At 53.1% G+C, this 25,511-nt stretch carries 16 protein-coding genes; 15 read left to right on the top strand and 1 reads right to left on the bottom strand.

Annotation, left to right across the window (positions count from 1 at the left end; genetic code table 11):
• The first annotated feature begins 65 nt into the window (after positions 1–65).
• From MKX51_RS21970 to MKX51_RS21950, 5 genes are all read left to right on the top strand, one after another.
• Positions 66–1,658, top strand: a complete 1,593-nt coding sequence (locus tag MKX51_RS21970; RefSeq protein WP_340993872.1) for an extracellular solute-binding protein — start codon at positions 66–68, stop codon at positions 1,656–1,658.
• Between the two features lie 132 nt (positions 1,659–1,790).
• Positions 1,791–2,657, top strand: coding sequence for an ABC transporter permease (locus MKX51_RS21965; protein WP_340995676.1), 867 nt, complete (start codon positions 1,791–1,793; stop codon positions 2,655–2,657).
• Between the two features lie 27 nt (positions 2,658–2,684).
• A complete protein-coding gene (locus MKX51_RS21960) occupies positions 2,685–3,557 on the top strand; it encodes a carbohydrate ABC transporter permease (protein WP_340993871.1) in 873 nt (290 codons plus the stop codon).
• Positions 3,558–3,565: 8 nt separating this feature from the next.
• Complete coding sequence (locus MKX51_RS21955; protein ID WP_340993870.1) at positions 3,566–5,299, top strand: hypothetical protein; 1,734 nt, start codon at positions 3,566–3,568, stop codon at positions 5,297–5,299.
• A gap of 94 nt (positions 5,300–5,393) precedes the next feature.
• On the top strand, positions 5,394–7,763 hold the full coding sequence (locus tag MKX51_RS21950; protein ID WP_340993869.1) for a glycoside hydrolase family 95 protein: 2,370 nt from the start codon (positions 5,394–5,396) through the stop codon (positions 7,761–7,763).
• Between the two features lie 45 nt (positions 7,764–7,808).
• Here MKX51_RS21950 and MKX51_RS21945 read toward each other — a convergent pair whose 3' ends face one another.
• Complete coding sequence (locus MKX51_RS21945) at positions 7,809–8,117, bottom strand: hypothetical protein (RefSeq protein ID WP_340993868.1); 309 nt, start codon at positions 8,115–8,117, stop codon at positions 7,809–7,811.
• A gap of 101 nt (positions 8,118–8,218) precedes the next feature.
• Between MKX51_RS21945 and MKX51_RS21940 the strand changes: the two genes are divergently transcribed.
• From MKX51_RS21940 to MKX51_RS21895, 10 genes are all read left to right on the top strand, one after another.
• Complete coding sequence (locus MKX51_RS21940; RefSeq protein ID WP_340993867.1) at positions 8,219–12,553, top strand: endo-1,4-beta-xylanase; 4,335 nt, start codon at positions 8,219–8,221, stop codon at positions 12,551–12,553.
• A gap of 729 nt (positions 12,554–13,282) precedes the next feature.
• Positions 13,283–14,242: an ABC transporter permease gene (locus tag MKX51_RS21935; protein ID WP_076076378.1), complete on the top strand. Its 960-nt coding sequence runs from the start codon at positions 13,283–13,285 to the stop codon at positions 14,240–14,242.
• 18 nt (positions 14,243–14,260) lie between these two features.
• Positions 14,261–15,139, top strand: coding sequence for a carbohydrate ABC transporter permease (locus MKX51_RS21930; RefSeq protein ID WP_036724075.1), 879 nt, complete (start codon positions 14,261–14,263; stop codon positions 15,137–15,139).
• A 103-nt stretch (positions 15,140–15,242) separates the two neighbouring features.
• Positions 15,243–16,949, top strand: a complete 1,707-nt coding sequence (locus tag MKX51_RS21925) for an extracellular solute-binding protein (RefSeq protein WP_340993866.1) — start codon at positions 15,243–15,245, stop codon at positions 16,947–16,949.
• A 55-nt stretch (positions 16,950–17,004) separates the two neighbouring features.
• A complete protein-coding gene (locus tag MKX51_RS21920) occupies positions 17,005–18,717 on the top strand; it encodes a sensor histidine kinase (RefSeq protein WP_340993865.1) in 1,713 nt (570 codons plus the stop codon).
• On the top strand, positions 18,671–20,299 hold the full coding sequence (locus MKX51_RS21915) for a response regulator (protein WP_340993864.1): 1,629 nt from the start codon (positions 18,671–18,673) through the stop codon (positions 20,297–20,299). Before MKX51_RS21920 ends, MKX51_RS21915 begins: the two co-directional genes overlap by 47 nt.
• Positions 20,300–20,911: 612 nt before the next feature.
• Positions 20,912–22,273 (top strand): ABC transporter substrate-binding protein, encoded by a 1,362-nt coding sequence (locus MKX51_RS21910; protein WP_340993863.1) that lies wholly within the window; start codon positions 20,912–20,914, stop codon positions 22,271–22,273.
• 243 nt (positions 22,274–22,516) lie between these two features.
• Positions 22,517–23,398 (top strand): carbohydrate ABC transporter permease, encoded by an 882-nt coding sequence (locus MKX51_RS21905; protein ID WP_340993862.1) that lies wholly within the window; start codon positions 22,517–22,519, stop codon positions 23,396–23,398.
• Positions 23,398–24,225, top strand: coding sequence for a carbohydrate ABC transporter permease (locus MKX51_RS21900; RefSeq protein WP_340993861.1), 828 nt, complete (start codon positions 23,398–23,400; stop codon positions 24,223–24,225). Before MKX51_RS21905 ends, MKX51_RS21900 begins: the two co-directional genes overlap by 1 nt.
• Positions 24,226–24,333: 108 nt before the next feature.
• Positions 24,334–25,323 carry a LacI family DNA-binding transcriptional regulator gene (locus MKX51_RS21895; RefSeq protein WP_340993860.1) on the top strand — a complete coding sequence of 330 codons (990 nt, stop codon included), beginning with the start codon at positions 24,334–24,336 and terminating at the stop codon, positions 25,321–25,323.
• Positions 25,324–25,511 lie beyond the last annotated feature (188 nt).

Raw genomic sequence — 25,511 nt, 5'->3', positions numbered from 1 at the left:
AAGCATCATACAGAGACAACAGGCTGATTGAAATCAGAAATCGAAAGGGATAGGTGACAGGAAATATGACAAATGATAACGGTAAAAGAAAGTTGGCTCTCGGTCTCTTAGCGGTTCTTATGTCATCCATGGTATTGTCTGCATGCTCGTCTAAAGATTCCAGTGGAGCAAGCGGCAACGGTGCAGCACCAGCCGGCAGCTTGAAGATCGAAATTTTTGACCGTGGCAATGCGCCAGCCGGTGTTACGGCATCTGATAATTTCCTCACCAATTATGTGAAAGAGAATTTCGGCAAGGCTAACAATATTAATGTGGAATTCGTGCCTATCCCCCGCTCGGAAGAAGTGACCAAGCTTAATGTGCTGATGGCCAGCGGAACCGATGTTCCTGATATCGTCTTCACCTATGATTCCGGGACCTTCAACAAATATGCCGAGCAGGGCGGGCTGACGGATCTGACTCCGCTGCTGCAAGAACACGGACAGAACCTGACCAAGTTCCTTGGGGAAGATACTCTGCGCTACGGTCAATACGATGGCGTCCAGTATAGCATTCCCGCCAAACGCTCTACGATAGGTAAATATGCTTCCTTCATCCGTCAGGATTGGCTGGATAAGCTGGGGCTTCCCGTTCCGGCTACCTCAGAGGAGCTATATAATACACTGACCGCGTTCAAAACCAAAGATCCGGGTGAAACCGGCGGCAAGGTGATTCCGCTGGGCATGACGATTGCTGCGGCGCAGTATGATTCGCTGGTCTGGTCCTTCATTAAGCCTGTCAGCGAGCAGGAGCGCTTCGAGCTTACACAGAACCTGAGCTCCCGGGACTACCCGATTCTGCTGCCCGGATTCAAGGATGCCATTCAATATATGAACAAGCTGTATAACGAAGGGCTGATCAGCAAGGATTTTGCCTTGGATGAGAATAAAGAGACCCTTACACAGAATATCGGGAACGGGCTTGTGGGCGCATTCAGCGATGATAACGATGCGATCTTCTACCCTGATGGTACTTATGACGTTCTGACGAAGAATAACCCGAAGGCTGTGCTGAGCGCCATTGATCCGTTCACGAACAGCGAGGGGAAGACGGCCAAGCCGGTATCTGCTCCGAACGGGATGTATATCATGATTCCCAAGTCCAGCAAGCATGCGGTGGAAGCAATTAAGTATCTGGACTGGATGTCTACAGATGGTCATCTGCAATATATCCAGAACGGGATTGAAGGCGAGCATTACAAGCTGGAAGACGGCGTGCCGGTCTCCATTCCGGATCTGTCTGTCGAATCCTCGAACAAGCTGTCTGGCGGCGGGGATATCGGGATTATTGCGAACGGACGGATTTTTGAGAGCCAGGAGAAGAATAATGAAGCCTTCGTGAAGAGCTTCCGCACCCAGTATCAGGATATCATTGCGAAATCACTGACGATTTCCACCACTAACCCGATTGAGCCGGTATTCACTAGCCGTCCTATTGAGGCCGAGAGCAAATACGGCACGACACTTAGCGATAAAATCAAGCAGCTGATGGTGAAATCTACAATGGTCTCCCCTAGCGAATTTGAAGTTACCTATGAGAGTATGCTGAAGGACTACATGTCGAGCGGCGGACAGGCCATTCTGGATGAACGCAAGGCTGCCTACAGCGAGCAGAAATAATTGAATTCGAGGTCCGTGAGGGAGGGGAGCGGCAGGGCTGCTGGTCTTGGCTGCTTCCCCTTACAGCCTTAGGGGCACAGTGGAGGAGGAATCGTTGTGGGATACACCCGTTATTTCCGCAGAAATTGGCAGATGTACACATTGCTGATCTTACCCATGCTGTTCTTTATTATTTTCAAATACGGTCCAATGTATGGTGTGCAGATTGCGTTCAAGGACTTCAACTTCTTCAAAGGCATTGGTGGCAGTGAATGGATTGGTCTTGACGGATTCCGCGAGGTATTTGCGAATCAGGACTTTTATATAACCTTACGCAACACGTTGATGCTGAACTTTCTGGATTTGATCATTTCTTTTCCCGCCCCCTTGATTATTGCCATTATGCTATTTGAGCTGAAGGTGGTCTGGTTCAAGAAGCTGTCGCAGACGATTCTGTATATTCCGCATTTTATTTCCTGGGTAATCATCGGCGGGATTGTGTACCAGCTCTTTGGCCAGCAGTCCGGGATGATTAACAACCTGTTAACGAGTCTGGGGCTGGATGCCATTCCTTTTCTCTCTGACAAAAATTATTGGCTGATCACGTACCTGCTGACTGGTGTCTGGCAGAGCGCTGGCTGGGGGACGATTCTCTATCTGGCGGCACTCGCAGGCATCAATAAAGAGCTGTTCGAAGCGGCGGAGGTCGATGGGGCCGGAAGAATCAAGCGCATTCTGCATATTACGATTCCGGGGATCAAGCCGACAATTGTTACGCTGCTGATCATTAATCTGGGCAACATGATCTCGATTGGCTTCGAGCGGCCGTTTGTGATCGGTAACCTTGCGGTTATGGAATACTCGGATGTGCTGAGTACCTTTGTCTACCGGATCGGTCTGGAATCGGGGCAGTATACGCTGGCTACGGTGGTTGGATTGTTCCAGGCGGTGGTCGGACTTCTGTTCCTGCTGGCGGCGAACTATATCTCCAAGAAGCTTACAGACGAGAGCATCCTATAATCAACCTTTGGATCGGGAGTGTACATTATGAATGAAAGAGCAGCTAACAAGGCGTTTGACACATGGATTGTGATCTGCTTAACCTTATCGGTACTGGCATGTCTGATTCCATTCGTGCATATCCTCGCGGTATCCTTCAGCGGAACGGTCCCGATTGCTTCGGGCAGAATCACTCTGTTCCCTATGGATTTCAATATTGAGGCGTATAAAAAAGTGTTCAGTGATGCCGCTATGATCCGCTCACTGGTCTTCACCATATTCCTGACGGTGCTGTTCACAGCGCTGTGCATGATGATGACGGTTGCGGCGGGCTATGCCCTGTCGAAGAAGGATCTGAAAGGCCGTAAAATCTTCATGTTCCTCATTGTCGTCACCATGTTCTTCAGCGGCGGTATTATTCCAGAATATATTCTGACACGTGAGCTGCATTTGCTGAATACGATCTGGGCGCTGGTGCTGCCCGGGCTGATCAGCCCCTTCTATATGATTATCCTGATTTCTTTTCTGGCGGGTATTCCTGACGCGCTCAAGGAATCTGCTGAGATTGACGGCAGCAGCCAATTCGGGACGCTGATCCGTATCATTCTGCCGTTATCCACGCCCGTGCTTGCTACCTTAAGTCTGTTCTATGCCGTCGGCAGATGGAACGGATTCCAGGACACGCTGATGTATATCACGAAGCCGGAGCTGTATCCGCTCCAGTTGAAGCTCTATCATATGATCCAGAACAGCCAGGTATCCGATCTGATGAGAATGGAGGGGAACGCGGTCAGCACGGTTGTGCCGGAGAGTCTGAAGGCGGCTACTGTAATGTTCGCCACAGTGCCTATTCTGCTCGTCTATCCATGGCTGCAAAGATACTTCGTCTCGGGGGTAATGACCGGGGCGGTGAAAGGGTGAGCAGACAGATGTTCAAGAAGATAACGATCATTAATGACAAATGGACAGAGGAATCCATGGAGCAGCAAATAACTGACCGGGAGAGCCGGTACTCCGGGGGCGTGCGTGATCCGCTGAGCGGCGTAGCCTGGCCGAATCACACAGGCACAGCCCAGTGTCTGGCGGCCTGGGCGGGTGCGCTGGTGAATCCGCAGTCCCGATACTACCGGGATCTGGTCCTCCTGGACCAGCTGCAGGAGGGGATGGTATTCATGCAGCGGTTCCAGCATGAGGACGGTACAATCTCGCCGGGCTGGACGAATTATCATTCCCCGCCGGATACGGCGTTCGTGGTAGTCGGATTAGCCAATATCCTTACGCTGCTGGAGCGGCAGAGCTGGCCGCCGCTGAAGCCGGTGACGAATCAGATTAGAGTCTTCCTGGAGCGTACGATTCCGGCAATGCTTACCGGGGGTGTGCATACCCCGAATCACCGCTGGGTGCTGACTGCCGCGCTGGGGTCTTTATACCGGATCTTTGCCCTGGAGGAGCTGCAGGCAAGAGCCGGAGAATGGCTTCAGGAGGGGATGGACATTACGCCGGACGGCGAATGGACGGAGCGGAGTAACGGAATCTACAATACGGTCAGTGACATTATGCTCTATTACGCCGCGCAGGATCTGAACCGTCCTGAGCTGCTGGAGCCTGTGCGCCTGAATCTGCGGATGATGAAATATCTGGTTCACCCGGATGGTGAGGTGGTCACCGATTACTCGGGGCGGCAGGATTTCGGCAGCGTCTACTCGCTGGCTGACTATTATCTGTGCTATCAGCTGATGGCTGAGCATGACCGAGACCCGGAATTCGCGGCTCTCGCGGAGCTGGCAGGCCGCTCGGTTATCCATCCGGGTTCTCTGCCCAATCAGATTATGCTGGGGTTCCTGCTCTATCCGCAGATGCAGGCGGCTTCAGTCGCGCCGGGAGAATTGCCGGACAGCTACCGCAAGGTAATTAATGGTGCGTGGGGGCGTCAGGAGCTGATTGGCCGAATCGGGCAGGGCGGCTACGGCGGGCCTGTCCGCCACAGCAAGCAGCATACGGAATTCGGCGCTCCGGTAGCCCGGGTGCGCAGCGGGAATACCAGTGTAAGCGTGATGACCGAGGCTTCCTCGCTGTTCTCGCTGCGGCATGGGCGGGCAAGGATGCTGGGAGTTCAGCTGGCTTCTAGCTTCGAGCCGGGACTGATTACGATGGATACACTGACGGAGATTTCAGGCGGCTATCGTCTGGAGTCTGTAGCCGGAAAGGGGTATTACGGCACGATTCCTGCGGACAAGCTGCCATCCCGGACCGGCCTGCCTACCAGCCCGTGGTATCTGCTGCCTCATGGCGAGCGGCCGCTTACCCATAACCAGACGAGCAGTGTCTGCGTGAAGGTAAGCGAGTGGGAAGGTGGCTGGGATCTGCACTTCTCAGCGCCGTCTCCGGCAGATGTGCTGACCCAGATCGTCCTGCTCTTCGGCAGCGAGGGCAGACTTGAAGGCTCCGCGCTGACGCCGGTACCGGGGATGAGCGAGGCTTCCTTCTGGACCGCCGGAACACTCCGCTATAGCACAGGGGAGGACTGGATGGAGCTTGAGCAGGGCTGTCATGAGCATCACCTGGCCGATATCCGGGGGATGAGCTATCCCGAAGGCTGCCAGAAAGTCATCGTAACACTCATCACTCCTCTGGAATATAGCCTGCGGATTCGTCTTTCCTGACAGATGCCTATATAATGAAAGGGTTATCAGGACTTATCAGGAATTAAGGGTTCAGCCAGATTAGAAATTACGGTGTATGGAGGTAAGCTGCGCAATGAATATTTCATTTAATACCCCTGCCACTTTTTGGGTGGAGGCGCTTCCAGTCGGGAACGGACGGCTGGGGGCTATGATTTTTGGCGGCATTGAGAAGGAGCGTCTGGCTCTGAACGAGGACACGCTGTGGTCCGGGTACAAGACAGACTGGAATAATCCGGAGGCCCGCGAGGTTCTCCCTGAGGTAAGGGCGCTGATTGCGGAAGGCAGGAATGAAGAAGCAGATGAGCTCTGCAAAAAAATGATGGGCCCCTACGCCCAGTCCTACCTGCCGCTGGGGGATCTGCTGCTTACGATGGAGCACGGGCAGACCATAGACGGGGAGTATAGCCGGAAGCTGGACTTGTCCACGGGTGTTGGTACCGTCTCCTATGTGATCGGCGGTGTCCGGTATACCCGGGAGGTCTTCTCCTCTCACCCGGACCAGGCGATCATTGTCCGCTTAACGGCCAGCGAGGAGAACCGGCTCAGCTTCCGGGCGAAGCTGGACAGTCCGCTCCGCCACCGTTCGGAAGCAGACGGGGAGCACTACACGATTACCGGACATGCTCCTGAATATGTGGCACCGAATTATTATGAAGTCGATCAGCCGGTCCGTTACGGTGGAGAGTCCCCCCGGAGTCTGGAGTTCCACGGCCGTCTGGCTGCGGTCCAGACTGGAGGCCGTCTGGAAGCTACTGCTGACGGTATCCAAGTTACCGGCGCAACGGAAGCGGTTCTATACTTCAGTGCGGCAACCTCGTTCGATGCGGAATCGGGCACAGTGAAGGCGGATTATGATGTGCGGCAGCAGACTGCAGAAGCGGTACAGCGCATCATCGATGAGCCTTATGCCGGGCTGCGGGACCGTCATGTTGCCGATCACCGGGAGCTGTTTGACCGGGTAGAGCTGCATCTTGGAGAGAGCCTAGCTCCTGAGGGCATGCCGACGGATCAGAGAATTGCCGCCTACGGCAGTAACGATCCTGGTCTGGTGGAGCTTCTGTTCCATTACGGCCGTTATCTGCTAATTGCCAGCTCCCGTCCCGGCACACAGCCGGCGAACCTCCAGGGCATCTGGAATCAGGATACCCGGGCGCCATGGAGCAGCAATTACACGCTGAATATCAATGCGGAGATGAATTATTGGCCGGCAGAGGTCTGCAATCTGTCCGAGCTGCACCAGCCGCTGATTGACTATACCCAGAGGCTGGCGGTCAACGGCAGTGAGACGGCCCGGATTAACTATGGCGCACGCGGCTGGGTAGCCCATCATAACGCCGATCTCTGGGCGCAGTCGGCTCCCGTTGGCGGCTACGGTGACGGAGATCCGGTCTGGGCATCCTGGGCGATGGGCGGGGTATGGCTCACCCAGCATCTGTGGGAGCATTATGCGTACAGCGGCGATCTGTCCTATCTGCGGGAGACTGCGTATCCGGTAATGAAGGAAGCGGCCTTGTTCTGCCTGGATTGGCTGATCGAGAACCCGGACGGGTACCTGATTACCTCACCATCCACTTCTCCTGAGCACAAAATCGTAGACGGCGGCAAGAAGTATGCCGTCAGCGAAGCGGCAACCATGGATCTGTCGCTGATCGCGGAGCTGTTCACGAACTGCAGCCTTGCTGCCGGATTGCTTGAGCTGGACGGCGAATTTGCGGCTGAGCTGGAGGCCGCCCGCGCGCGGCTGCTGCCGTTGCAGATTGGTGCCGGAGGGCGGCTTCAGGAATGGTCGGCGGATATGGAGGATGAGGATGTTCATCACCGCCATGTCTCCCATCTGGTCGGGGTCTACCCCGGCAGATCGGTAACGGAGAAGCTGGTTCCCGAGCTGTATGAAGCCGCCAGAACCTCGCTTGAGATTCGCGGGGACGGCGGAACCGGCTGGAGCCTGGGCTGGAAAATCGGACTATGGGCCAGATTCAGACAGGGTGACCGCGCCAAGCAGCTAATCTCCAACCTGCTGACGCTGGTTCAGCCGGAGGCTGTCAACAATGAACGCGGCGGTGTCTACCCGAACCTGTTCGACGCCCATCCGCCGTTCCAGATTGACGGGAACTTCGCGGCTACGGCCGGAATTGCCGAGATGCTGCTGCAATCCCACCAGGGGTATCTGGAGCTTCTGCCCGCCCTGCCTTCAAGCTGGAGCGAAGGAAGAGTGAAGGGGCTACGGGCACGCGGCGGCTATGAAGTGAACCTGACCTGGAGCGCTGGCGTTCTCGGGCAAGCGGAGGTGACCGCTCATCTTGGGGGAGTCTGTCCGATGCTGGCAGAACGCCCTCTGGAGATTACGCGCGGAGAAGAACGGCAACGGGTAGAGCCGGATTCGGACGGTCTGGTGAGTATTGAGATGCAGACGGGGGAACGCGTTAGTGTACGGTTTGCTTAGCAGATAACGCGGAGTGAATAATAGTTATGCAAATTGCAGCACGCTTCAGATTGTGGAGTGTGCTGTTTTTGCGTTGTTTGGGTAGGTGCGCGGGGCGAATGTAATCGAAAAACCGATCACATTGCGCCGGGTGGAGGTGTCCGGTCCAAATGTAATCGAAAAACCGATTACATTGCGCCGGATGGTGCCGTGCGGTCGAAATGTAATCGAAAAACCGATTACACACAATGTGCTGGGGAAAAACGGGCGGGGGTCTGGTGTGAATGCTGCTGTGGCTCTGGGTGCACCTGTGGCGGGAGTAGCATAGTTACAGGTTCCGCTAGTGGTCTGCAATTCCCCTGCCCTGCTTATCATTTTGTTATCAATCCTATCAAATTGTTATTTGTAAACGATTTCCAATCGGCTATAATTCATTCTGTAAGCGCTTTATAATGATGATTCTTAGGAGGGTACAGATGCTCAAGCGTAAACGAATGATGAGCCTCACGCTGGCGCTGGTCGTCCTGGCAGCTTCGGTGCTGCCTATGCGGACACCGGTCTATGCTGCGGCTGAGGGAGGCACGGCAGTTGTTCTTGCTTCGGACTTTGAGGACGGCACTGCACAGGGCTGGACCAAGAAAGGCGACGAACAGCTTACAGTAACGAAGGAGGTCTATCATGGAGGCTCCTACAGTCTGTACGTAGATGGACGGACCAAGGATTGGGAGGGGCCTAATCAGGTTCTGACGGATCATATGACTCCGAACACAGCCTACGCGTTGGGAGCGTGGGTGAAATCTCCGGCGCCGGTCAAATTCACGGTACATACCAAAATCGGCGAAAAAGAGGACTGGACGCTTGTAGCGGAACTTAGCGGAGCGAAGGGGTCCGGGGAATGGACGTATCTGGAAGGTACTTTTATTACAGGCGATAAGGTAGGCTTCACGGAGATTTATGCAGAAGCCGCAGCAGGAACCGCATTCTACGTGGATGATATCAAGATTACCGCCGCAGCGGTTGAAGTCCCGGAGGGAGAGGAAGGGCTGCGTACGGATTTTGAAGACGGAACGCTTCAGGGCTGGAGGAACCGGATTGGACCGGAGTCACTGTTCGTGAGCCAGGATACTGCCAATACCGGAACTAACAGTATGCTGGTCGAAGGAAGAGAGCGCAGCTTCCATGGGCCAAGCCTGAGTGTGAAGGAGCATCTGCGGCCGGGCAAGAGCTACCAGTTCTCGCTGTATGTCCGTCTGAAGGAGAAGCCGGAGGCCGACAAAAGCCTGCAAATGACGGTGTATAAGAAGGCCGGCTCCGAGAGCTGGAATGCGATTGATAAGGTTAACATTAAGGCCGATCAGTGGGATCAATGGCATCTGCTGAAGGGGAATTTCCAGTACAGCGACCAGCCGTCTGAGGTGAACCTGTTCGTGGAGACTCCTTATATTACAGAGGAGACTGTGGATACGTTATCTTTTTATGTAGATGATGTGGTGATTGAACCTGCGCCTGAGATGAGTATTGAACAGGATATCCCTGCGCTAAAAGACATCTATGCGAACGATTTCGCCATTGGTGCTGCTGCGTACTCTTGGCAAATGGAAGGGGTCTACGGGGAATTGCTGAAGAAGCATTTCAACAGCATCACAGCCACCTATGAAATGAAGCCCAAATTCCTTGCTCCTTCCGAGGGCACTTATGTGTTCGACGGGGCGGATAAATATGTGGATTTTGCCCAGGCGAACGGTATGGGACTTCGCGGACACGCACTGCTGTGGCATGTGGATGCTGCCGAATGGATGTTCACGGGCCCTGACGGCCAGCCGGCCAGCAGAGAGCTGCTGCTTACGCGCCTACAGAGCTATATCGAGACGGTTATGCACCGCTATAAGGGCAAAATCTATGCCTGGGATGTAGTGAACGAAGCGATTGCTGACAATGGCGGCGGCCCGGACGGGATGAGACTGTCCCCCTGGTATAACCTGATTGGTCCGGACTATATCGAGAAGGCATTTGAATTCGCCCGTGCGGCGGACCCGGAAGCGAAGCTCTATTACAATGATTATTACACCGAGGTACCGGAAAAGCGTGAGCATATCTACAAGCTGCTGAAGACGCTCAAGGCGAAAAATCTGATTGACGGCGTTGGCCTCCAATCTCATCACGGGCTGTTCTCCCCATCTATACCGGAGATTGAAAAGACGATCCAGCAGTTCTCCCAGCTTGGGCTGGACATTCAGATCACCGAGCTGGATGTTGATTCGGGCATTAGCCCTTCTGCTCCGCTGCCTGCAGATATCGCTGCCCGGCAGGGCAAACGCTATAATGATCTGTTCGAGCTCTACAAGAAGTACAAGGACACGATCTCCTCGGTCTCTATCTGGGGAGTGCAGGATGAGAAAAGCTACAACAACCATGCCATGTTGTTCGATGAGCAGCTGAAGGCGAAGCCTGCTTTCTGGGGGGCGGCGGACCCTTCCAAGCTGCCGGCCATTCACAATGTAGCTGTTGCGCTTGAGGGTACGCCTCAGGCAGGCGCAGCCGGGAAAGCCCTGTGGAGCAAAACAGCAGGGATTCCGCTGGAACAGGGCAGCACCTTAACTGCCAAGGTTCATACGCTCTGGGATACAGATAACCTGTATGTGAAGGCAGACGTTACCGATGCAAGTGTGAACGGGGAAGACAAGGTTGAGCTTTTCCTGGATGAGAACAATGGCAAGACTACGGCATATCAGCCGGATGACCGCAAGATCAGCTTGTTGCGTTCGGGCTCCGGGACAGCAGGAATCAGCTTCACCAGCACAGAACGTGAGGGCGGTTATATCATTGAAGCGAGAATTCCGCTCGTAACGGTCAAGGGTGCCGCAGGCGTGGAACTGGGTCTCGATGTCCGTGTCAGCGATGCCGGTGCTCCGGGCTCTGTTCCTGCCTACTGGAATGACAGAAGCAGCTCCCAGGATACGGATACCAGCCATTATGGGGTTCTCCGGCTCTCTGCAATGCCTAATTCGGCGGAAGCGCCGAAGGGTCAGGTGAAGATCGACGGACAGATGGATGCGCAGTGGGAGAAGGCGAAGCCATTTGAAGTCAAATTGACTTCCGCTCCATACAGCACCACCGCAGAAGCCAGATCAATGTGGATGGAGGACAGCCTCTACCTGATCGTAGATGTGAAGGATGCCGTGCTGAAGGCGGATGCCGCGAATCCATGGGACCAGGACTCCGTGGAGATCTTCATCGATGAGAATTTCAGCAGAACCCCTTATTATGAGGGGGATGACGGTCAATACCGGATTAACATTTATAATGTAGCGTCCTTTGGCGGAGGCGCCTCGGACAGCAGATTGACCAGCGCGGTGGTCCATACGGACACCGGGTATCGTGTGGAAGCCAAAATTAATTTCGGCACGATCAAGGGGGCGGAGGGAAGCTCCATCGGGCTTGATCTCCAGATCAATGATGACCGGGGCGACGGCACCCGCAGTACAAGTAAATGGAATGACAGGGGAGAGGATACGTGGCGGGATACCTCCAATTTCGGGATTTTGACCTTTGTGGCACCTGAGGCGGCACCGCCAACCCCTACAGATGGGACTTCTTCGTATCCATCGTCCGGCTCGTTACCACCCGTGAAGGCATCTGCTCCGGCAGCAGTGAACTTCACGGATGGCAAACTTACCGTTCAGCTTTCCCCGGATCAGGCCGGCATCCTGAATGTGGATCTCTCACCGGAGGCCGTCCGCCAGGCCGTGCTTCAGTCACTGGACAGCGGCATTCTGAAGATCGCCGTTAAACCTGCGGCAGGAGCCGAAATGCTACAGCTCGGGCTTCCGCTTCAGAGTCTGGCCGCACAGCCGAAGATTAAGGAGATTCAGATTGAGAGCGGCTTCGGGGCGGTTCTGAGCCTGAACACCCAACTGCTGAAATTGCAGGATACACAGGCCGGGGATGTTCTACAGCTTCAAGTAAAGCGTGTGGCCCAGGACGGATGGCCGGCAGCGGTGAAGACCCGCTTGAACGGAGCAGCTGTACTGGACTTCTCGCTTGCTATCCATGGAACCAAGAACACAGCGGTGGACGCTGCTGCGCTTACCCTGCTGCTGCCTTATGAACTTAAGTCAGGCGAGCGGGCACACCAGCTTGCGGTCTATCAGGTGCTGGAGAATGGTAAGCTTGCAATTGTGAAGGAACGTCAATATGATCCGGCTACAGGCTATGTCTCCTTCAAGACCAAGGAGCTTGGACAATATGGGATTGCCACGGTGAAGCTAACGGATCACAAGGGCAGCAAATGGGCTGCCGAGAGTGTTGAAGCTTTGGCTGCAAGGGGAATCCTTCCTCTGGGAGCAGAGGCTTCCTATGAGTCGGGGGTATTGATGAACCGGGCGGAATTTGCCCAGCTGCTGGTCGATGCGTTTGACCTTCAGGCTGCTACAACCGCACCTGTCTTCAAGGATGTCAGCATGGAATCCCCATATGCCGAGGCTATCCACATTGCTGGAGCCTTAGGCATTGTAAAAGGTAGAGCAGACGGGCTCTACAGTCCGAGCGATGCACTCAGCCGTCAGGAAATGGCGGTCATGCTGAACCGGCTCGTCCAGCTGGAGCAGATCAAGCTGAAGGGCGATTCCGCTGTTATTCACAGCTTCAAGGATCTGAACCAGCTGAGCGCGGAAGCTTCAGGCGCTATCGAGAAGCTGCGGGCTGCAGGAGTCATCCAAGGCGCGCAGAACGGCAACTTCCTGCCGAAGGCCCAGATGACCAAGGAGCAGGCTGCCGTGGTAGTGTACCGGATAATCAGCCTCAATCCGTAGAGTAGTATCCGCGAGTCTATAGCATTGATTTGAGCAGCTGTTCTCCCGATAAGGGAGAACAGCTGCTTTTTGCGATGTCTACTTTTGGGGACTGTTTTGTCTGCGATGCCCAGGTTGGACAACTGTTTTGTCTGCATTGCCCACGAAGTCCGGCTTCTACGTCAGGAAATAGTTGGATTTTGGGCACTTGTTCGCGCGCGGAATAGACCCGGCCAGACAGTAGTTGGAAAAAAGGCACTTGTTACGCCGGGATCAGAACAAAAAGCAGATTTCCTCGAAAATAAATAGCATAAATCCACCTAATTTCCTCAAATGCTCCAAATCGGCTAAATTAAGATACGTTTTTCCAACTAATTTTGTAATAGGCGGCCCAAACCTCGTTTGGGGGCGGCGCAGCTGGAATTAACTCGAATTGCCTCCCGCTCAAACAGCGGAGAGAACGGAACGATTGTGGAGAAGCGGCAGCGGTCGCCTTTGTCCCCGGATTTTCACCGCTAAGGAGAATAAATAAAAATCTGGGGACAACAGCGATTGTAACAACGTTTCGTTCGCGGAGCGTCCATCCAAGCGCCAACGTAATGCTATGCCCAAAAATATTGTGGTTATCAAATTGTTATCGATGCTTTGTATTTATCATGTATCTGTCATGTCCGGCTAGGTATTATTAATTTATAAACAAAGTAAACGGATACACGTTGACCAGCAAAGGGGAGCAGAAGCATGAAAAACATGGTTACGCCAGCCAGCGTAAAAGGCGAGAAACTGGATGTCAATGCGGGGAGGCCCCGGAAAAAATCGAAATGGACCAAGAACCTTAGTCTCGATCTGATGGTTCTGCCGGCTTTGATCCTAACCGTGATCTTCGCCTATATTCCAATGACGGGCCTTGCGATTGCCTTCAAGAATTACAAGCCGGGCTTAGGCTTTAGCGCCTCCAAGTGGGTGGGGCTGGAGCATTTTGAATATCTGTTCAGTATTCCTGAGAACGTTCAGATCATCTGGAACACACTGATTATTGCCGGTCTGAAAATGATCGCCAACCTGATCGTTCCCTTCTTATTCGCACTGCTGCTGAATGAGATCCGCAAGATGGCATTCAAAAAAATGGTACAAACCATTGTCTATATGCCCCACTTCCTCTCATGGGTGATCCTGGGCGGTATCCTCTCCGACCTGCTGGCCAGAGACGGAGGCCTGATCAACCAGGTGCTGGTCAGTGTATTCGGCATCCAGCCGATCTTCTTCCTGGGTGACGGGAACTGGTTCCGGTTTGTCGTTGTAGTGAGTGATGTCTGGAAAGAGTTCGGCTTCAACACTATCGTCTTCCTGGCCTCCCTGGCGGGAATTAACCCGGCACTCTATGAAGCAGCTGAGGTAGACGGAGCAGGACGCTGGCAGCAGACATGGTCTATTACGATGCCGGCCATGCTGCCGATTACCATCGTTGTTGGAACACTGGCGCTTGGTAACGTGCTTAACGGAGGCTTTGACCAGATCTTTAACCTGTATAACGCGCTTGTCTTCGATAAAGGGGACATCATCGATACATTTGTCTACAGACTAGGAATTGTTGACGGTAAGTTCAGCTTCTCCACAGCGGTCGGATTGTTCAAATCCGTTGTCAGCTTTGTCTTGATCGTAACAGCTTACCGCCTTTCGTATAAATTTGCTAACTACCGTATTTTCTAGAATGGAGGCCAATCTGGCATGTATCATAAAACAAAACCTTACCGCATCTTCACGGTGTTCAACTATATCCTGATGATCGCAGTTTCAATCATGTGTGTTGTCCCGCTGATTCACGTCCTTGCTGTATCGTTCAGCGGGAAATCGGCAGCCAATGCCAATCTGGTGGGTCTGTGGCCGGTAGATTTCACAGTGGATGCCTACACCAAGACCGTAGCCAATGAGAATTTCACCAGGTCCATCTGGGTGACGCTGCAGCGCACGGTGCTGGGAACGCTGTTCAGCATGGGGGTAGTCATTCTGGCTGCCTACGCGCTGTCCAAAGAGAACGCCCGGTTCAGACGCCGGAACATGTATATCTGGCTGCTGGTCTTCACCATGCTGTTCAGCGGCGGTCTGGTGCCAATGTACATTCTGATTCAGAAGCTGCACCTGATGAACTCCTTATGGGTACTGATTCTGCCAGGTGCCGTCTCGGTATGGAATATCATTCTGCTGCTTAACTTCTTCCGGGCTGTGCCCAAAGAAATGGAAGAAGCCGCCTTCATCGACGGAGCAGGTCATTTCAGAACACTGTTCAGCGTGTATCTCCCGGTATCCATGCCGGCCATTGCTACACTATCGCTGTTCACGATCGTCGGGCATTGGAACTCCTGGTTCGACGGCCTGCTGTATATGACGGATCACCGCAACTATCCGCTGGCGACCTTCCTGCAGTCGGTCATTGTCCAGCAGGACTTCAGTAAGGTGACCGTACGGCCGGAGGATCTGGAGAATATCTCGCAAAGAACGGTCAAAGCCGCGCAGATCTTCATCGGAATGGCGCCGATCCTCATCGTGTATCCATTCCTGCAGCGTTTCTTCGTGAAGGGAATTGTCCTCGGGGCGGTTAAGGAATAGCCGTCCTTCCTATTAAAGGGGGTGATGCACGCGCTGGAAGCTGAAAAAGATTGACTCATATACTTAATATGATTAAATTTTAATTAAAGGGGTGCAAGATTAAATGATAAAGAAAATGAAATTCTCTGCGGCGGCCGTGTTATCCACAGTCATGCTGGGCAGCTTGCTGGCCGGCTGCGGCGGCAATGCTGACAACAAGAAGGCAGAAGGGGACAACAAGCCGGCGGCAAGCGAAGACGCTATGTATTCGGCACCCTTTGAGAATGGTAAATATACAGAGCCGGTAACCATTTCAACGGTATTTCCCATCGCAAGCAGCCTGAAATTCAAGAACGGCGAGAACATCGAGAATAACGTGCACACCAAATGGGCCAAGGATACGCTGGGTATTGACATCAAGTATCTCTGGACCGTAAGCGACCAGAATAACGCCTATGAAACCAAGCTGCGCCTGATGCTGACCTCAGGTGAGAAAATGCCGGACATCATCTCCTTCCGCGGCAGCCCGTCACTGATCTCCGATCTGATTGACAGCGGCCAGTTCACCGATGCGGGCGAATTGTTCGACAAATATGCTTCCGATATCTACAAAAAAGCGATGGCCGAAGAGCCAACCGTATGGAATCCCTACATGCGAGACGGCAAGCGTATGGGTATTCCGATTCTGGAAAACGCTTATAATAATGATCCGGTCATGTATATCCGTGAGGATTGGCTGAAGAAGCTGAACCTTAAGGCTCCGACGAATCTGGCTGAGCTGGAAACCGTACTTGATGCGTTCACGAACCAGGACCCTGACGGCAACGGCAAGAAGGATACAACGGGACTGGCTGTAGGCTTCAAAAATAATCTGAACACATGGATGTCTGAAGCCGGATGGGTCTTCGGGATGTTCGGCGCCATGCCTAACCAGTGGAACAAGACAGCGGACAACCAGCTCGCTTACGGTTCTGTTCAGCCTGAGATGAAGCAGGGTCTGGCAACGATGCAGAAATGGATGAAGGAAGGATATATCTCCTCCGAATCCGGTCTGTATGATGAGAACAAAGCGACAGAAGCTTTTACAGCAGGCAAATCCGGTATCATTGTCGGCCCTTACTGGATGACAGGCTGGCCGCTGCCGGACTTGCAGAAGAACGTTCCAGGTGCAGTGCATAAGGCTTATCCGCTTCCGGCAGGCCCGGATGGCAAGGTAGGCAGACACGGCACGAAGATCGCCTCCGGTGCTGTATTGATCAACAAGGATATGGAGCATAAAGACGCATTCTTCGTCTACCAGAACTATCTGTTTGATAACTGGGCCAACCCGGACAGCACAACCTTCGTGAACGGCTTCGCCAAAGGCTACGATTATGATATCGCTGAAGACGGAACCGTCCTGAAAGAGCAGGATACGGATAAGATTCCAGGCGGCTGGGTGGATGCGATCCGTTATACCCTGACTTACGATGGAGCCATTATTCCTAACCTGATGATGAATACACTGGCTAAGCTGGCCGGCGGCGCTGAGCCTGCTAACCAGTATGAGAAGAATCTGTCTGAGCGTATTCCTGAGCAGATCCTGGCAGCAAAGATCATCGTCGACCAGAAGGACAGTGTAATGCCTGAGATGTTCACAGGTACGCCTACTGAAACTCAGCTCGCCCGTGGAGATATGCTGGAGAAGCTCGAGAAGGAAATTCTGAACAAAATTATTTATGACAAAGCGCCGGTAGACGAATTCGATACCTTTGTAGAGAAATGGAAAACTACAGGCGGCGACAAAGTGACCACAGAGGTCAATGAATGGTATCAATCCCTGCAGAAATAAAGAGATAAAGAATAAGGGCGGCCCCCAGGCCGTCCTTTCATTCGGAGGAGACCATGTGAAATATCGTCTGTCTATCTTTCAGTGGCTGTCGTTTGTCCTGATGCTGATGCTGCTGATCATCGTAGGTGCGTTCTGGCTCATCTACCGGCTGAACGTGAAGGACATTCAGAATGAGCTGAGAAAAAATAAAATGTACGAGGTTGAATTCATGACCTCCCAGCTATCCACGCAATTTGAACAGGTGCTGACAAATACCATTACTTTGTCACAGGACCAGTCTGTGCGTGGATATCCTTATATTCTGAAGTTCGGGGATCAATATTCCAAATATGAGATGAAGCTGACTATCATCGATAAGCTGGCCCTGAACACAGCCTCCACCTCCTGGAAGAATACAGTGATTCTGTACTATGAGGATGAGAAAGAGACGGTATCCTCGGATTCCTCCTTCTCCTTCAGCACCTTCAGCCCCCCGGAGCAGGCGCGGAACCGCTGGGTGCTGCACATGGATAAGGAAGGCAAGGGATATTACTCCAACATCATGCGCAGTCATATCAGCTCGCTGTTAATTGAAGTCAGGATTTCTCTGGATAATCTGGTGAAAATGATGGAGCAGTATGTCTCCGGTATGCCGCTGTTATACGATGCCTCCGAGGGGGCCTTTATCCAGCCGGGGGCGGCGTTTCCGCAGGAGCTGTTACAGTCGATCAGTCCCCAGATTAGCGGGAACAGGGGGACCATCTCCGCTACAGAGAACCGTGCAGAGTACCTGATTAACTACATGAAGTCAGATATGCTGGATTTGTATTTCATTGACGCCTATCCCAAGCGCCAGTATATCGAGCCGATTAACCGCAATAACCGGCTGTTCCTCTATGCGGTACTGGTGGTGCTGGTGGGTATTATGTTCTACACGCTGCTGCTCCGCAAGCAGGTCCAGAAGCCGGTTATCATGCTGCGGAAGGCGATTGACCGGTTCGACCGGGGCGACTTTTCCAGCCGTGCCGTCGATCTGCAGGTCAATGAGTTCAAGGTGCTCGGCAATTCCTTTAACCGGATGGCGGAGAATACCCAGACACTGATAGAGCAGGTTCTCCTGGGCGAGATTGAAGTGAAGGAAGCGAAGCTGAAGCAGTATCAGGCGCAGATTAATCCGCATTTTCTCTATAACTGCCTGAATTTCATTCAGAGCAAAGCAAGCATCGAGGATTATCATGCGGTCACCGCGATGACGCTGCATCTGGCCTCCTACTGCCGTTACATTCATAAGATTGAACAGCTCGATTCGACGCTTCAGGATGAACTGGATTTCGTCGAGCATTATCTGCATATGGTTCATTTGCGCAAAAAAGAAATCACCTTCGAGTTCGGTGTCACGGCAGAGGCGCGCAGATACCGGCTGCCAAGGATGATTCTGCAGCCGCTGGTGGAGAACTGCATTAAGCATGGTATTGAACCGAGCCTGAGGCCCGGCATCATCTCGGTTGCCGCCGAAGAAGAGGCTTCGTATCTTCTGATTACCGTGAAGGATAACGGAATCGGCATGACGGAGGAACGGCTCGGAGCGGTCCGCCGCCATATCGAGGACAATATCATCAGCAATGAACAGCTCGGAACCGGGCTAAGGAATGTGAATCAGCGGCTGCGCCTGTACTTTGGCAAGGACTCCGGGTTATCCGTAGACTCCGTGCTGTCCGAAGGCACCTGTTACCGGATTCGTATTGAAAAGGAGGGAGAAGCTCATTCTGCAAATTCTGCTGGTAGATGACGAACAATATGTCGTAGATGATCTGGAGCTTGCTTTTCCATGGCAGGACTTCGGGATTGAAAAAGTATATAAAGCCTATTCAGGCGCGCAGGCCATGCAGGTGATCGGGCAATACCCGGTTGATATAGTCATTACGGACATTGCTATGCCCGGGATGAGCGGGCTGGAGCTGGTGAAGCAGGTACAGCGGACCCACCGGAGAATCAAATGTATTCTGCTAACCGGCTATGCCGAGTTCGAATATGCCCGGGAAGCCCTCCAGTATGGGGTAGTGGAATATCTGGTTAAGCCGCTGGATCATCAGAAGCTGCGAGCTGCTCTGGAGGGCACGATTAAGACCATTAAGAAGGAGCTCGACCGGACGGCCTCCTATGAGCAGGCGATGCTGGCCTTCCGGGAGCATCTTCCGGCGCTGAAGGACAAGCTGCTGGCCGAGCTGATTCAGGGCAAATCTTATCCGCAGGAACGGCTGAAGGAGAAGCTGAGCGGTTATCAGATCGATTTTCAGGTGAACGACCGGGTCTTCCTGATTCTGATCCGTCTGGAGGAGCATTTCACGAACTTCGGGCTGGATAGCCAGCTGCTCTTTGAATACGCGGTGACGAACATCGCCTGCGAGCTGCTGGGCCCGGGCTTCGAGCTGTGGCATGGCCGGGATGCTTACGAGAACCTGGTGTTTATTGTGAAGAGCAATGAAGCAGGGGCGGTTGACCCAGGCAAGATTCTGAAGCAGCTAACCCATAATACCCATCAGCTGCACAGCAGTGTCAATGAATATCTGAATGGCGGAATCTCGGTGATTCTGTCCTACCCGGGGGAATTCCCGCTGGATCTCCGCGCCATGTATGAGGATTCCCAGTCGGCGTTAAGACAGCAAGTGGGCAATGACCAGGGCTATTTCATCTCCTTGACGGACAAGCAGAAGAGCTCGCCGGTCCAGCCGCTCAAGGACTTATATGCTTCCCCGACACTGATGCATCTGCTGGAGACCGGCCAGTGGCAGGGGTACAAGGAACGGCTGCAGCAGATGAAGGAATTCAGCAACAATCTGCCGGCGTATAACGAAGAATATATTGAGGAGATCCGCACCATGATTCTCGGCTCCTTCCACTATATAGCCCATAAGAATCATTCGCTGTTATCGGACCTGGTGGGACGCGAGCTTCTGGAGAAGACGCTCTTCCGCTCTGTCTCCCAACTGATCAGCTGGGGGGAAGCGCTGGTGGATACCCTGCAGGGCAAGCTCGAACGGGATACACAGAATAACCGGATGGGCATCGTCAAGGAGATGCAGAGCTGTATCGCGGCTAATCTGGCGGAGGCCAGCCAGCAATTCGTTGCGGACGCGGTCTCGCTTCATCCGGCATATGTGTCCAGACTGTTCAAGCAGGTCAGCGGAATCAGCATCAGCGAGTATATCCTGAACATGAAGATGGAGCAGGCGGTGGCGAGTCTGCGCAATTCAGAGCTGAAAATCTATGAAATCTCGGAGCAGCTCGGCTACGCCAACAGCCAGTATTTCATTAAGGTGTTCAAGGAGCAGTTCGGCATGACGCCCCAGGATTACCGGGGGAAGCTGTAGGGGAAAGGCTTCGGCTCATTTGGGCTGAAGCCTTTTTTGCTGCTGGCCTGTTAGAACCAAACACAATTGGCAGCGGCGAGCGCTGGGGGGCGGAATGTAATCGAAAAACCGATTACAATGTGTGGCTGCGAGGGCTGGGGGGCAAATGTAATCGAAAAACCGATTACATTGGACAGCGGGGAGGGCGCTTGGGCCGAATGTAATCGAAAAACCGATTACAATTGGACTGGAAGAGGTGCGTGGGCGAAATGTAATCGAAAAACCGATTACAATTGGAGCGGGAGAGGTGCGTGGGCGAAATGTAATCGAAAAACCGATTACAATTGGAGCGGGAGAGGTGCGTGGGCGGAATGTGGTCGAAAAACCGATTACATTGGGCGCGGCGGAGGCGCGTGGGCGGAATGTGGTCGAAAAACCGACCACAATTGGACTGGAAGCGGCGCGAGGGCCGGATTCGTTTTTCCCCGCTGCAAGAGTCATATTCACTCCTCTACATTAGCTAAAATTTAAATATGATAACCGATTGACATAAATATGTTAACCGGTTATCATAAAGTTGCATTCAGAAATGTATGCGCATTCAAAACAATCAAAAGTACGGGGGGAATTCATTTGAAATTGAGAAAAGCTGCAAGCTTCGCTATCGCTCTGACGGTGGTCACCGGGTTACTCGCAGGCTGCTCCAAGGGGAATTCGGCAAACGGTGCTGTTAAGGAAGAAAAGGGAGAGACGCCAGCAGCAGAGCAGGCCGCCAAGGACGTTAAGCTCACCTTCTTCAATACCTCTGCAGAAGTCAATACCGTATTCGAGGAGCTGTTCAAGAAGTATCATGAGCAGAATCCGCAGGTAACGATTGAACTGATTCCTACACCGATCGGCGGCGCGCAGCTTGAGAAGTTCCAATCCCTGCTGGCCTCCGGCAATCCGGCGACAATCGTGAATCTGGATGCAGGCACCATACTTCAATATAAGGATGATTTTCTGGATTTAGAGCCAGAGAAGGCTAAATATGAAGCGCTGACCAATCCGGGAGCCATCGATGGCGCATTGCTGGACGGACAATTCCTGGGTATTCCCTGGACTGCCCAAGGCTACGGTCTGCTGTACAACAAGCGTGCGGTAGAAGAGGGGATCGGCGGTGCCTTTGATCCAGCATCGGTGAAGACCCGTGATGACCTCGAAGCGGTCTTCAAGAAGATTGAAGCCTCCGGCAAAGCACCGGTCATGCTTCACGGAGCAGACTGGTCGCTCGGCGCCCACTATCTGGGATTGACCTATTCCCTGCAGTCGCAGAAGGTCGAGGACAACCGGAAGTTTGTGGAGGAGCTGAAGAACGGGCAGGTTAAGCTGACGGAGAATCCGCAGTTCACCGGCCTGATGGATACCTTCGATCTGCTGAAGAAGTACAACGCACGTAAGAGCGACCCGCTCGTTGCCGATTATAACCGTGACAGCGCAGATTTCGCCAAGGGAGCTGCCGCCTTCTACTTCATGGGAGACTGGAGCTGGGCGGTCATTGGAACGCTGGAAGGCCGCGATACTGACTTCGGTATCCTGCCGCTGCCGGTTAGCAATAACCCGGAGGATTTCGGCAACACGCAAGTCGCCTACAGCGAGCCTAAGCTGTTCGCCATTGATGATTCGAAGTCTACGCCTGAGCAGCAGGAAGCCGCCAAAGCGTTCATTGAATGGATGGTCAGCAGCGAGGACGGGCAGAAGGCTATTATTAGCGATATGGGGCTGTCCATGCCGTATAAGGATCTCAAGGCACAGAGCACGAACATCATGTCCAATGCCGTCAGCGAATACGTGAAGCAAGGGAACATCATCAACATCGGTGTCATTAATTACCTGCCGCAGGATTACTGGGCCAAGACCGGAGCTGCGATGCAGAAGTATCTGGTAGGCAATATCGACCGCCAGGGGCTGGCGCAGGAGGTTCAGGATTACTGGAAATCGTATGCAGGGAAATAGAGAATCTCTATTTATTGAACTTGAAGACTTAAGTTAAGGGAAAAGTGGCGGAGGGGAATTTTGGAACTGAAGGAGCGATAGCGACCGCCTTTGTCTGCGGATTTCAACCGTTAAAAACGGTTTAAATCAAGAAATCTGCAGACAACAGCGGCCGGAAGTCCAAAACTTCTCTGGAGTCGCGGCTAATCCCAAAACATAAAAAATTCTCCAGTTCAGCCTGTTAAGAGGAAAGGGGGCAGCACTATGAACAAAAAGCTATCACTGAAGAATGCGGGGACGTTTCTGGTCTTCGGAGGTCCCTCTATCTTCGCTTTTGCCGCCGTTGTGATTATACCGTTCATCGTCGGCTTATATTTGACCTTTACGAACTGGGATGTCCGTACAGGCGACAGCAGCCTGATCGGCTTCTCGAATTATCTCGAAGTATTCAGGGATAAGGTGTTCCTTCAGCAGCTGTGGTTCACCCTGAAGTATGTCTTCTTCACCGTGGTGATTGCCAATGTGTTCGCCTTCTTCATCGCACTCGCCCTGACGAGAGGCGGGAGAGGGGAACAATGGCTGCGTACCGGGTTCTTCACACCCAATCTGGTCGGAGGGATCGTACTGGGATATCTGTGGCAGACGCTTTTCTCACAGGTGCTGCCTTACCTTGGGAATAAATACGGCTGGGAGCTGTTTCAGACCTCCTGGCTGACGAATACGGGGACGGCATTCTGGGCGCTGATCATTGCGACCGCCTGGCAGCTGATCGGGTATCTGATGATCATTTATATCGCAGGCTTCACTGGCGTACCGAATGATGTGCTGGAGGCGGCGAGCATCGACGGAGCGGGGCGGACTTCAGTGATCCGCAGAATTATCCTGCCGCTGACGGTTCCTGCGATCGTCATCTGTATTTTCATCTCCCTGTCCCGGTCCTTCTTAACGTATGACATCAACCTGGCGTTAACCAAGGGCGGACCGTTCAATTCAACGGAGCTGGCTACCTACCATATCGTGCAAAAAGCCTTCCTGTCCAATCAATACGGTGTCGGCCAGGCAGAGGCAGTCGTTCTGTTCGCTGTCGTAGCACTGATCGCCTTGACGCAATCCTATCTGCTGAAGAAGCTGGAGGTGGAATCTTAATGAATGCTAACCGGCGCATCCTCCCGGGCCTGCGGACAGGATTCCTGTACCTGCTGCTGCTGGCCTTTTTAACACCGTTCCTGCTGATTATTATGAACTCCTTCAAGACCACCCAGCAATTCTTCGAGAGTCCTCTGTCGCTGCCGACAACGATTAATTTCAAGAACTATGCCAGCGCTTTTGACAATATGGACTTTATGCAGGGGTTCATGAACTCGCTGATCATTACGGGGATTTCCGTTACGATCATTATTATTTTCTCGGCGATGACCGGGTACTTGTTCGTACGCTACAAATGGAAGGTGAATTCCTTCTTCTTCTTCCTCATGCTGGCCTCTATGGCCCTTCCCTTCCAGGTCCTGATGATTCCAATGGTCATGCTGTACGGGAATATGGGGCTGCTGAATACCAAGCTGACGCTGCTGTTCATGTATCTCGGCTTCGGAGTGCCGTTTGGCGTCTTCACGTTCCACGGCTTTATCAAGGGGATTCCTTATGAGCTGGAAGAATCGGCATTTATCGAAGGGAGCACCACGCTGCGGACGTTTTTCAGTATTGTGCTGCCCTTGCTGAAGCCGGTATTCGTCACCCTGCTGGTGCTCGATGTGCTCTGGATCTGGAATGACTATCTCCTGCCCAGCCTGGTGCTGCTGTCGCCGGATCAGAAGACACTGCCGCTCTCCACGTATACCTTCTTCTCCTCCTATTCTGTGGACTATGCGCCGCTGATGGCCGGGCTGATTATGACGATCATTCCAGTGCTGATCATCTACCTGTTCCTGCAAAAACAGATCATCAAAGGGATCACGGAAGGGGCGCTGAAATAAGGGGAGGCGAGGAAGTCCAAATGTTCACCGCAGTGACGATTACGCTTCAATAGCTGAAATCCATGCGAAATTCATCTATAATTGGAACTAAAAAGCAAGGTGGTTTCTATGGCGAATCTGAAGGATGTTGCGAAGCAGGCAGGACTTTCTGTGAATACGGTGTCCAGAGTCCTTAACAATAGAGGGTATATCAGTGACAAGACGAAGGAGAAGGTCTACCGGGTGATGAAGGAAATGAACTATCAGCCGAATGAAATGGCCCGGGCCCTGTTCCGCAAAAAATCCAATATGATCGGGCTGATCATCCCGGCGATTTCTCATCCTTTTTTTGCCGAGCTGACCGCCTATCTCGAATATTACGCAGACCTTAAGGGCTACAAGCTGCTGCTCTGCAATTCCAACCGTAACGTCTCCAAGGAAGTGGATTATATCGAGATGCTCAAAAAAAACCAGGTTGACGCCATCATCATGGGCAGTGCCGTGCTGGATGTGCAGCATTATCTTCACCTGGACCTGCCGATCGTCTCCTTCGACCGTGTCATCTCGGAAGATATTCCCGTGGTCACCTCGGATAATCTGGAGGGCGGCCGGCTGGCTGCGCGGTTATTAACCGGCCAGGGCTGCCGGCACACGGTCTATATCCAGCGGGGGATCGACGGTCCCCAGCATCACTTCATGCTGGCCGGCCTGAGAAAGCAGGGGTATGAAGAAGAGCTGAAGCACGCAGGGCTTGCGCCGCTGTTCTTGCAGCTGGAGGTTGAACAGGGGAGCTATACCGGAGGGGATACCGCCATTGCCGCCTACCTCCAGGAGCATCCTGAGATCGACGGCGTATTTGCCAGCAGTGATGTGATTGCCGCCGAAGTCATTCATGCCTGCAACCTGCTCGGCAAGGAGATTCCTTCAGCGATGCGCATTGTGGGCTATGATGATGTGCAGCTCGCCTCCATGATCTCCCCGCGTCTAAGCACGGTCCGGCAGCCGATTCAGGAGATGAGCGAAGCCATTATGGAGCTGGCGGTCCAGCAGATCGAGGGTCAGGCGGTGGCGATGGTGAATACGTTCCCGGTAACGGCTGTGGAGCGCGGCACGACCTGATACCCAGGATTGGCAGCATCCCTGCCAGGTCTGCTCTAGTAGAGTAGCAGGTTTAATATTGTGAATATTCCCGCAGCAGTCCTTCCGATGCTGCAGGTGCTGTAACGATAGCAACTGCATTTCGTACATTAGAATGCTGTAAAAAAGCCTTCAAAATAGAATCTATTGTATCCAGTACAATTGAATGT

This window comes from Paenibacillus sp. FSL M7-0420 (assembly GCF_038002345.1).
Classification (GTDB): domain Bacteria; phylum Bacillota; class Bacilli; order Paenibacillales; family Paenibacillaceae; genus Paenibacillus_AQ.
This window is presented reverse-complemented; position numbering and strand designations above follow the sequence as displayed.

Excerpts from the sequence above, each read along its gene's own strand:
- MKX51_RS21970 (WP_340993872.1), top strand. The coding sequence starts at position 66 with ATGACAAATGATAACGGTAAAAGAAAGTTGGCTCTCGGTCTCTTAGCG.
- MKX51_RS21965 (WP_340995676.1), top strand. The coding sequence starts at position 1,791 with ATGTACACATTGCTGATCTTACCCATGCTGTTCTTTATTATTTTCAAA.
- MKX51_RS21960 (WP_340993871.1), top strand. The coding sequence starts at position 2,685 with ATGAATGAAAGAGCAGCTAACAAGGCGTTTGACACATGGATTGTGATC.
- MKX51_RS21955 (WP_340993870.1), top strand. The coding sequence starts at position 3,566 with ATGTTCAAGAAGATAACGATCATTAATGACAAATGGACAGAGGAATCC.
- MKX51_RS21950 (WP_340993869.1), top strand. The coding sequence starts at position 5,394 with ATGAATATTTCATTTAATACCCCTGCCACTTTTTGGGTGGAGGCGCTT.
- MKX51_RS21945 (WP_340993868.1), bottom strand. The coding sequence starts at position 8,117 with ATGATAAGCAGGGCAGGGGAATTGCAGACCACTAGCGGAACCTGTAAC.
- MKX51_RS21940 (WP_340993867.1), top strand. The coding sequence starts at position 8,219 with ATGCTCAAGCGTAAACGAATGATGAGCCTCACGCTGGCGCTGGTCGTC.
- MKX51_RS21935 (WP_076076378.1), top strand. The coding sequence starts at position 13,283 with ATGGTTACGCCAGCCAGCGTAAAAGGCGAGAAACTGGATGTCAATGCG.
- MKX51_RS21930 (WP_036724075.1), top strand. The coding sequence starts at position 14,261 with ATGTATCATAAAACAAAACCTTACCGCATCTTCACGGTGTTCAACTAT.
- MKX51_RS21925 (WP_340993866.1), top strand. The coding sequence starts at position 15,243 with ATGATAAAGAAAATGAAATTCTCTGCGGCGGCCGTGTTATCCACAGTC.
- MKX51_RS21905 (WP_340993862.1), top strand. The coding sequence starts at position 22,517 with ATGAACAAAAAGCTATCACTGAAGAATGCGGGGACGTTTCTGGTCTTC.
- MKX51_RS21900 (WP_340993861.1), top strand. The coding sequence starts at position 23,398 with ATGAATGCTAACCGGCGCATCCTCCCGGGCCTGCGGACAGGATTCCTG.
- MKX51_RS21895 (WP_340993860.1), top strand. The coding sequence starts at position 24,334 with ATGGCGAATCTGAAGGATGTTGCGAAGCAGGCAGGACTTTCTGTGAAT.